Annotated in this window: 8 protein-coding genes; 7 read left to right on the forward strand and 1 reads right to left on the reverse strand. The window is 72.2% G+C overall.

Going from position 1 to position 9,181, the window contains the following annotated elements:
* Positions 1-108: 108 nt before the first annotated feature.
* From ADK41_RS40425 to ADK41_RS37075, 6 genes are all read left to right on the forward strand, one after another.
* A complete protein-coding gene (locus ADK41_RS40425; RefSeq protein ID WP_078662244.1) occupies positions 109-279 on the forward strand; it encodes a Trm112 family protein in 171 nt (56 codons plus the stop codon).
* Positions 280-346: 67 nt separating this feature from the next.
* The gene (locus ADK41_RS37050) at positions 347-1,474 is read left to right on the forward strand and encodes an SIS domain-containing protein (protein ID WP_030837217.1); all 1,128 of its coding nucleotides are present in this window, start codon (positions 347-349) and stop codon (positions 1,472-1,474) included.
* A 96-nt stretch (positions 1,475-1,570) separates the two neighbouring features.
* The gene (gene manA / locus ADK41_RS37055; RefSeq protein ID WP_030837216.1) at positions 1,571-2,722 is read left to right on the forward strand and encodes a mannose-6-phosphate isomerase, class I; all 1,152 of its coding nucleotides are present in this window, start codon (positions 1,571-1,573) and stop codon (positions 2,720-2,722) included.
* A gap of 144 nt (positions 2,723-2,866) precedes the next feature.
* Positions 2,867-3,847 carry a cation diffusion facilitator family transporter gene (locus ADK41_RS37060; protein ID WP_030837215.1) on the forward strand — a complete coding sequence of 327 codons (981 nt, stop codon included), beginning with the start codon at positions 2,867-2,869 and terminating at the stop codon, positions 3,845-3,847.
* Positions 3,848-4,504: 657 nt separating this feature from the next.
* Positions 4,505-5,962, forward strand: coding sequence for an adenosylhomocysteinase (gene ahcY / locus ADK41_RS37070; protein WP_030837211.1), 1,458 nt, complete (start codon positions 4,505-4,507; stop codon positions 5,960-5,962).
* Between the two features lie 150 nt (positions 5,963-6,112).
* On the forward strand, positions 6,113-6,727 hold the full coding sequence (locus ADK41_RS37075) for a hypothetical protein (protein ID WP_030837209.1): 615 nt from the start codon (positions 6,113-6,115) through the stop codon (positions 6,725-6,727).
* A gap of 20 nt (positions 6,728-6,747) precedes the next feature.
* Here the strand turns inward: ADK41_RS37075 and ADK41_RS37080 are convergent, their stop codons facing one another.
* Positions 6,748-7,707 carry an RDD family protein gene (locus ADK41_RS37080; protein WP_030837207.1) on the reverse strand — a complete coding sequence of 320 codons (960 nt, stop codon included), beginning with the start codon at positions 7,705-7,707 and terminating at the stop codon, positions 6,748-6,750.
* A gap of 148 nt (positions 7,708-7,855) precedes the next feature.
* Here ADK41_RS37080 and ADK41_RS37085 point away from each other — a divergent pair, with 148 nt between their 5' ends.
* Positions 7,856-8,863 (forward strand): stage II sporulation protein M, encoded by a 1,008-nt coding sequence (locus tag ADK41_RS37085; protein WP_030837206.1) that lies wholly within the window; start codon positions 7,856-7,858, stop codon positions 8,861-8,863.
* The last annotated feature ends 318 nt before the right edge of the window (positions 8,864-9,181 follow it).

Here is a 9,181-nt window from a genome sequence, read left to right on the forward strand (position 1 = left end):
CCCCACACCAACGTGGCGCACCACCCCGCGCCGATCACCGCCCACCCCGCCGCCCACCCCCCACCGGCGGTACCCTGACCAGCACATCCACCCAGCGAAGGGACCCCCATGCCACTCGAAGCCGGCCTCCTGGAGATCCTCGCCTGCCCGGCCTGCCACTCCCCCCTCAAGGAGCAGGACACGGAACTGATCTGCACCGGCCAGAGCTGCGGCCTGGCCTACCCCGTCCGCGACGGCATCCCCGTACTCCTCGTCGACGAGGCCCGCCGCCCCGAGTGACCGACGCGCGTCCGCCGCCCCGCGCACCGACGACGCCCCGCCGATCGGAGATCGGAGCCTGCCGCCCATGCTCGACGAATCGCTGCTCGACTCACCGGAGGGCCTCGCCGAGGCCGACCGCCACGCCCTGCTCCGCGGCGCCGCCGAAGCCGGCGCCCGCGTCCGCACCGCCGCACGGCACGCCGCCGAGGCCGGCGTCAACGACCTGAAGCCCGACGGCCGCCCCCGAGCCGTGCTCATCGCCGGCCCCGGCGCCGCCGCCACCCAGACCGCCGACCTCCTCGGCACCCTGGCCGGCGGCGGCAGCCCCGTCACCCGCCTCGCGCCCACCGGCGTCGCCCCCGCGGCAGGCGCCCTGCGCTGGGAACTGCCCGGCTGGGCCGGCTCCGTGGACCTGCTCCTCATCGCCACCCCGGACGGCACCGAACCGGGCCTGTCGCTGCTCGCGGAGCAGGCGTACCGCCGCGGCTGCACCGTCGTCGCCGTCGCCCCCGCCCGCACCCCGCTCGCCGAGGCGGTGAACGGCTCCGTCGGCCTGTTCGTCCCCATGGCCACCGCGCCCTACGACCAGGACGAACCCCTCGCCGCCTCCGCCCCCGGCGTCCTGTGGGCGCTGCTCACCCCGCTGCTCGCACTCCTGGACCGCACCGGCCTGCTCACCGCCCCGCCGGACGTCCTGGGGAAGGTCGCCGACCGCCTCGACGGCATCGCCGAACGCTGCGGCCCGGCCATCGTGACGTACAGCAACCCCGCCAAGACCCTGGCCGCCGAACTCGCCGACGCGCTCCCCGTCGTGTGGACCGAGGGAGTCTCGGCCGGCCCGGCGGGCCGTCGCTTCGCCGCCGCCCTCGCCGAACTCTCCGGCACCCCCGCCGTCGTCGCCGAGCTCCCCGAGGCGCTCGCCGCGCACAGCGCCCTGCTCGCCGGCCCGCTCGCCGCCGGCGCGGACCCGGACGACTTCTTCCGCGACCGCGTCGAAGAGGCGCCCGCCCTGCACACGCGCGTGGTGCTGCTCCGCGACCGCCCCATCGGCGGCCTCACCGCCGCCCCCGCCGCCCGTGACCTGGCCCTCACCCACGACACGCCGATCAGCGAGCTGGAACCGGAGGCGGGCGGCGAACTGGAGACCCTCGCGGAACTGATCGCCGTCACGGATTTCGCCGCCGTTTACCTGGCGCTCGCCTCGAGAGCCTGATCATGCCCGGGAACACCTGACCCCCCTCCGCGCGGACGCACGGCCCGCACCGCGCCGGCCCGCACGAGAACCGGCAGAAGGAACACAGAGAACCCCATGGACCGCCTCGACAACACCATCCGCCCCTACGCCTGGGGTTCCACCACCGCCATCCCGCGGCTGCTCGGCGCCGAACCGACCGGCGAGCCGCAGGCGGAGATGTGGATGGGCGCCCACCCCGGCGCGCCCTCGCGCACCGACCGGGGCACGCTCGTCGAGGTCATCGACGCCGACCCGGAGCGGGAACTCGGCCCGGACGCGGTCGCCAAGTTCGGCCCCCGCCTGCCCTTCCTGCTCAAACTCCTCGCCGCCGGAGCCCCGCTCTCCCTCCAGGTCCACCCCGACCTGACCCAGGCGAAGGAGGGCTACGCGGACGAGGAGCGCCGCGGCGTCCCCGTCACCGCCCCGCACCGCACCTACAAGGACGCCAACCACAAGCCCGAACTGATCTGCGCCCTCACCGAGTTCGACGGCCTGTGCGGCTTCCGCGCCCCGCAGCGCGCCGCCGAACTCCTCGACGGCCTCGGCGTCGACTCCCTCAAGCCGTACGTCGACCTGCTGCACGCCCACCCCGAGGAGGCGGCCCTGCGCGAGGTCCTCACCGCCGTCCTCACCGCCGATCCCGACGAGATGGCCCGCACCGTCACGGAGGCGGCCGCCGCCTGCGACCGCCTCGGCGGCCCCTACGCCCCGTACGCCGACATCGCCCACCACTACCCGGGCGACCCCGGCGTCATCGCCGCCATGCTCCTCAACCACGTCCGGCTCCAGCCCGGCGAGGCACTCTTCCTCGGCGCCGGCGTCCCGCACGCCTACCTCGACGGCCTCGGCGTCGAGATCATGGCCAACTCCGACAACGTCCTGCGCTGCGGCCTCACCCCCAAGCACGTCGACGTCCCCGAACTCCTGCGCATCGTCCGCTTCGAGGCCGGCGACCCCGGCGTGCTGCGCCCGGAGGCGGGCCCGGACGGCGAGGAGGTCTACGAGACGCCCATCGACGAGTTCCGCCTCTCCCGCTACGTCCTCCCCGCGGGCGGCGCCACCCACGACCTCACGCTGACCGCCCCGCAGATCCTGCTCTGCACCGCCGGCTCCGTACGGGTGGGCGAGCACGAACTGACTCCGGGCGCCTCCGTGTTCGTCCCCTCGGGTGAGAAGACCGAGGCATCGGGTACCGGAACCCTGTTCAGGGCCACCGTCGTCGTCTGACCGCCCTGTGACGGCGACCTGACACGCCGTCGCCGAACCGGGCTGCGACAATGGCTCACCGTCAAAGGACGGGCGAAGCCCCGGGCGGCGTACACCCGCGCCTGCCCGGGCCTCACACGGAGTACGAAGGGACAACGCGGACACATGAGCGCGTCAGGCGGCACCAAGGCGATCGTGGCGGCACTCGCCGCCAACCTCGCGATCGCGGTAGCGAAGTTCGTGGCGTTCCTCTTCAGCGGCTCCTCGTCGATGCTCGCCGAGTCCGTGCACTCGGTCGCCGACTCCGGGAACCAGGCCCTGCTGCTGGTCGGCGGCAAGAAGGCACAGCGCCAGGCCACCCCGCAGCACCCCTTCGGCTACGGCCGTGAGCGCTACATCTACGCCTTCCTCGTCTCCATCGTGCTGTTCTCGGTCGGCGGCATGTTCGCCATCTACGAGGGCTACGAGAAGATCAAGAACCCGCACGAGCTGGAGCACTGGTACTGGCCGGTCGGCGTCCTCGTCTTCGCGATCATCGCCGAGGGCTTCTCCTTCCGCACCGCCATCAAGGAGTCCAACCCCCTGCGCGGCGGACACTCCTGGAAGGAGTTCGTGCGCCGCGCCAAGGCGCCCGAGCTGCCGGTCGTCCTCCTGGAGGACCTCGGTGCGCTCGTCGGTCTGGTCCTCGCCCTCGGCGGCGTCGGTCTCGCCCTGGCCACCGGCGACAGTGTCTGGGACGGCATCGGCACCCTCTGCATCGGCATCCTGCTCATCCTGATCGCCCTGGTCCTCGCCGCCGAGACCAAGTCGCTGCTCCTCGGTGAGGCCGCGGGCCCGGAGGAGACCCGCAAGATCGAGGCCGCCGTCGTCGACGGCGACACCGTCACCCGCATCATCCACATGCGCACCCTCCACATCGGCCCCGAGGAACTGCTGGTCGCCGCGAAGATCGCCGTCCGGCACGACGACACGGCCACCGAGATCGCCTCCGCCATCGACGCCGCCGAGTCCCGCATCCGAGAGGCCGTCCCGATCGCCCGCGTGATCTACCTCGAGCCCGACATCTACAGCGAGGCCGAAGCCGCCAAGGGAGCCGACCCCGAGGCCACCCCCGGCGGCCCGACACCGCACGACACCGCCCACTGAGGCCCGCCCCCGCGGGCAACCGCAGGACCTCATGACGGAGGGGCCCGCCGCACCGGCGGGCCCCTCCGTCGTCCGGGGCGGCACCGCGCGTCGGAAGCGCGCGGGCCACCGCTCCGTACCGAACTCCGCCGACCGCCGTCCGCCGACCGCCGTCCGCCCGGCCCGCGAGCACACCGTCCGGACCGAACGGCGTGGCCCCGGTGAGCAGCGCCACATCCAGGCGGTCCTCCGTCACCCGGGCCCGCACCGCCCGCATGGGCGCCGTGCCGCCGCGGTCGCCGGCGAAGAACCGAAGTCCCGCCCAGGTCCGCGCCCGAATCCCTCCCCGCGCGGCCTGTCCGCGCGGGTGCGACCGGCGGCCCGCACGGCGCCGTGCCACCGGCGGACCGGGGCGTGACGCCCGCCGGATCGGCCTGATGTGTGCACGGGAGGACTGGGGTCGGTCCGGCCGGTCGGTGTAGCTTGGGACGGAGCCAGACGTCGCTGCTGATGGCGGTCGGGCGGTCCACCGCGGACCGACCGAGGGAGAGAGGGCCTCCGACGGACTGCGCTGCGCGCACGCGGGCATGCCTGTGTCCTCCTCGGGCACTCCTGTGTCCGCCGCCGCGCAGACCAGCCGTACCCACCTCGACCCACACCCCCGAGGAGCAGCTCGCAATGACGACTGTCGACAACCGACAGGACTTCAAGGTCGCCGACCTCTCCCTGGCCGAGTTCGGCCGCAAGGAGATCACCCTCGCCGAGCACGAGATGCCCGGCCTGATGGCGATCCGCAAGGAGTACGCCGACGCCCGGCCCCTGGCCGGCGCCCGCGTCACCGGCTCCCTGCACATGACCGTGCAGACCGCCGTCCTCATCGAGACCCTGGTCGCCCTCGGCGCCCAGGTCCGCTGGGCGTCCTGCAACATCTTCTCCACCCAGGACCACGCCGCGGCAGCCATCGCCGTCGGCCCGAACGGCACGCCCGACAACCCCCAGGGCGTTCCCGTCTTCGCCTGGAAGGGCGAGACCCTCGAGGAGTACTGGTGGTGCACGGAGCAGGCGCTGACCTGGCCGGACAGCCCCACCGGCGGCCCCAACATGATCCTCGACGACGGTGGTGACGCCACCCTCCTCGTCCACAAGGGCGTCGAGTACGAGAAGGACGGCAAGGCCCCCTCGCCCGACACCGCCGAGTCCGACGAGCACCGCGTCATCCTCGAACTGCTCAACCGCACCCTGGGCGAGAACCCGCAGAAGTGGACCCACCTCTCCTCCGAGATCCGCGGTGTCACCGAGGAGACCACGACCGGCGTCCACCGCCTGTACGAGATGCAGCGCGACGGCACCCTCCTGTTCCCGGCGATCAACGTCAACGACGCCGTCACCAAGTCGAAGTTCGACAACAAGTACGGCTGCCGCCACTCCCTGGTCGACGGCATCAACCGCGCCACCGACACCCTGATCGGCGGCAAGACCGCGGTCGTGTGCGGCTACGGCGACGTGGGCAAGGGCTGCGCGGAGTCCCTGCGCGGCCAGGGAGCCCGCGTGATCGTCACCGAGATCGACCCGATCTGCGCCCTGCAGGCCGCGATGGACGGCTACCAGGTCACGACGCTCGACGAGGTCGTCGACAAGGCCGACATCTTCGTCACCACGACCGGCAACAAGGACATCATCATGGCCTCGGACATGGCCAAGATGAAGCACCAGGCCATCGTCGGCAACATCGGCCACTTCGACAACGAGATCGACATGGCCGGCCTCGCCAAGGTCCCCGGCATCGTCAAGGACGAGATCAAGCCGCAGGTCCACACCTGGACCTTCCCCGACGGCAAGAAGATCATCGTCCTCTCCGAGGGCCGCCTGCTGAACCTGGGCAACGCCACCGGCCACCCGTCGTTCGTGATGTCCAACTCCTTCGCGGACCAGACCCTGGCCCAGATCGAGCTGTTCACCAAGCCCGACGAGTACCCGACCGGCGTCTACGTGCTGCCCAAGCACCTCGACGAGAAGGTCGCCCGCCTCCACCTCGACGCACTCGGCGTCAAGCTGACCACGCTCCGCCCGGAGCAGGCCGAGTACATCGGCGTGCAGGTCGAGGGCCCGTTCAAGTCGGACCACTACCGCTACTGAGCCCACGCTCCCACCGCGGGGAGCCCGTCCGCGCACGGACGCGCTCCCCGGCGGCAGGTCCCCCGAGGCAGGCCCCCGCACCCCCGTGCCGGGGGCCTGCCCCATGCGCGGACCGGCGACCGGCCCAGCCCGTCACGACCCAGGACCCCCATGCCCCGCGGCCGTTATTCGCTCCACGATCCGCACGATCACACCCCCCTCGCGGAAGAACACTTCCACTGTGCCCCCGGACCCTCCGGCTGGCGCTACGTCTCCCAGCTCACCGCCCCCTCAGGCGATCACCTGGGCTCGGTCGACCTCGCCCTCGACGAACTCGGCCGCCCCATCCGCCTCGAACTCCACGCCGCGAGCTGGCAGGTCCGCGGCGCCGCCCTCGACGGTGTCACCTGGGTCCGCACCGACCCCACCGGACACCACGCCACCGAAGGCAATGCGCGCGCCCACGCCTTCACCGGCTCGTCCCCCGCCTTCCTCGTCGCCACCGCCCGCCTCCTGCGCCTCACCCCCTCGGCACCGGCCACCCGCGTACGCCTCGTCGCCTTCACGGACCCGGTCCTCGCCCCACGCACCCTGGACCAGTCCTGGGCGCTGGTGGAAAGAGAAACACACACCACTGACAACGGCCCTCTGATCGTGGACGAATACCAGGTCACAGCCCTGGACACGGGTGAGCAGCACACCGTGCACCTCGCCGGGGACGTGGTCCTCGCGGCCCCCGGCATCGAACTGGAAGACCTCGAATCACCACCGTCGGTCCTCGACTGACCGGCGCCTTTCGAAGGCGCCTACGCCGGCGGGGCGAACCCCGTCGACGGCCGGTCGGCCGACGACTCCTCCTGCGGCGGGACGGCCCGCTCCCCGCGCACCGCGGCTCCCTGATCCACCGACGGATACGCAGCCGGCCGCACACCCGGCGCCACGGTCGCAGCGGGATACGACGGCGGGGCACCACCCGCCGGACCAGCCGCACCCGCGGCCCCGCCTCCCCCGGCCGGCCCGTGTCCGAACGCCCGCCGGGCCTCCCGGACCTGCCGCTCCTGCACCACCGCCGCGAGATACGCCGCAGGCGGCGCCCCCGGCGGCACCGGCGCCCCCGTGCGCTCGGCCAGGTCCGCGGCCAGCCGCTCCGCCATCGACCAGCCGACCCGCGGATCGAGCTGCCCCATCCGCGTCAGGTACTGCCGGACGGCGAGCCACAGACCATCGGGCACCGCAGACAGATCGAGCCCCGAGAAACGCCCGGCCAACCACGGCGGAGGCGGCGGCACGAACCCCGCCTGCCCGGCCGGCACCCGCTCCCGCACGACCAGGGTCCCCGCGAACACATCCCCGAGCCGTCGTCCCCGCGCCGACACCAGGGACGCGACGCAGGCCACGACCCCGAACGTCATCAGGATCTCGATCACACCGATCAGACCCCGCACCAGCGCGTGCCGGAACCGGATCGGCCCCCCGTCGTCCCGCACCACCCGCAGCCCGCAGGCCGTCTTCCCGAGCGACCGTCCATGGCTGAGCGTCTCGACCAGGATCGGTCCACCGACCAGCACGAGGACGAACAAGGCGATCGAGATCGCCGCCCGCGCCGCCTCGTCCAACGAGGCCGTGGCAGCCACCAGAGCGATGGTCACCACGACATAGACGGCCATGCCCGCCACCAGATCGAGCAGCACGGCCAGCGCCCTGCTGGGCAGCCTCGCGGGGCGCAGCTCCAACGCCACCGCCTCGCCCGTCACCAGCTCACTCACGCCCGCCACCCTTCCCCGCCTGCCCCGAACACCGCCAGTCTGCCAAGCTGATGGCACATCGCACCGCAGTACGACCAGCCGATCAAGCCGATCATCCTTCCACCGGTCAGGCCGACCGCCGACGAACAGCCGAGGAGCAGGTACACCGATGGACCTCGACGTCTTCGTCTCCGCCCACCGCGCGGAGTGGGACCGCCTCGACGCCCTGCTCCGGCGCCGGCGTCGCCTCACCGGCGCGGAGGCCGACGAACTCGTCGTCCTCTACCAGCGCACGGCCACCCATCTCTCCCTGATCCAGTCGGCGGCCCCCGACCCGCAGCTGACCGGTCGGCTCAGTCAGCTGGTGGCACGCGCGCGCAGTGCCGTGGCCGGCGCCCGCCGCGCCTCCTGGCGGGACGTCACGCACTTCCTGTCCCACAGCTTCCCCGCCGCCGTCTACAAGGCACGCCACTGGTGGGTGCCCGCCGCACTCCTCTCCACGGCCGTCGCGGCACTCCTCGGCTGGTGGATAGGCACCCACCCCGAAGTGCAGGCGTCCATAGCGGCTCCCAGCGAGCTGCGCGAGCTCACCCGTCCCGGCGGCCAGTACGAGACGTACTACTCGAGCCACCCCGCGGCCTCCTTCGCCGCCCAGGTCTGGACGAACAACGCGTGGGCCGCGGCCCTCTGCCTGATCCTGGGTGTCTTCCTGGGTCTGCCGGTCCTCTGGATCCTCTTCCAGAACATGCTCAACCTGGGTGTCGGCTTCGGTCTGATGTCCTCCGCCGGCCGTCTCGACACCTTCCTCGGCCTCGTCCTGCCGCACGGTCTCCTGGAACTCACCGCGGTCTTCGTCGCAGCCGGCACCGGCCTCCGCCTCGGCTGGACCGTCATCGACCCGGGCCCCCGCACCCGGCGCACAGCCCTGGCGGCAGAAGGCCGGGCAGCCCTGGCCATGGCGATCGGCCTCGCTCTGGTCCTCTTCGTCTCCGGTGCCATCGAAGGCTTCGTCACCCCGTCGGGTCTGCCCACCTGGGCGCGCATCACCATCGGAGTCGTCGCCGAGCTGGCCTTCCTGGCCTACGTCTATGTCCTGGGCGGACGTGCGGCGCGCGCCGGCGAGACCGGTGACCTGGAGGCATTCGAACGCAGCGCCGACGTGCCCACCGCCGCCTGATGTGCGCGAGGGCCTGCTGAGCTGCTAGTCTCCTCTTCGCCCCGCAGGAGCCGTTGACACGGGTCCGGTGGGGAGGTAGATTCAAACAGTTGCCTGGAGACGGGGTCTGACCCGGAAGGCGACAGTGAGCATCTGTCAGCTTCTCGTCGAAACGCTGATTTCGAAGAAGCACCTCCCGATAAATCGGAAAACGAAGGCCGGTCAGTCCGCCCTGAAACTTCTGATAAAGTCGGAACCGCCGGAAAGGGAAACGCGGAAGCGGGACCCCGGAAAGCACCGAGGAAATCGGGTCGGAAAGATCTGATAGAGTCGGAAACG

The organism is Streptomyces caelestis, from assembly GCF_001279005.1.
Taxonomy (GTDB): domain Bacteria; phylum Actinomycetota; class Actinomycetes; order Streptomycetales; family Streptomycetaceae; genus Streptomyces; species Streptomyces heliomycini.

Coding starts and splice junctions, on each gene's coding strand:
- ADK41_RS40425 (WP_078662244.1), top strand. CDS start 109: ATGCCACTCGAAGCCGGCCTCCTGGAGATCCTCGCCTGCCCGGCCTGC.
- ADK41_RS37050 (WP_030837217.1), top strand. CDS start 347: ATGCTCGACGAATCGCTGCTCGACTCACCGGAGGGCCTCGCCGAGGCC.
- manA (WP_030837216.1), top strand. CDS start 1,571: ATGGACCGCCTCGACAACACCATCCGCCCCTACGCCTGGGGTTCCACC.
- ADK41_RS37060 (WP_030837215.1), top strand. CDS start 2,867: ATGAGCGCGTCAGGCGGCACCAAGGCGATCGTGGCGGCACTCGCCGCC.
- ahcY (WP_030837211.1), top strand. CDS start 4,505: ATGACGACTGTCGACAACCGACAGGACTTCAAGGTCGCCGACCTCTCC.
- ADK41_RS37075 (WP_030837209.1), top strand. CDS start 6,113: ATGCCCCGCGGCCGTTATTCGCTCCACGATCCGCACGATCACACCCCC.
- ADK41_RS37085 (WP_030837206.1), top strand. CDS start 7,856: ATGGACCTCGACGTCTTCGTCTCCGCCCACCGCGCGGAGTGGGACCGC.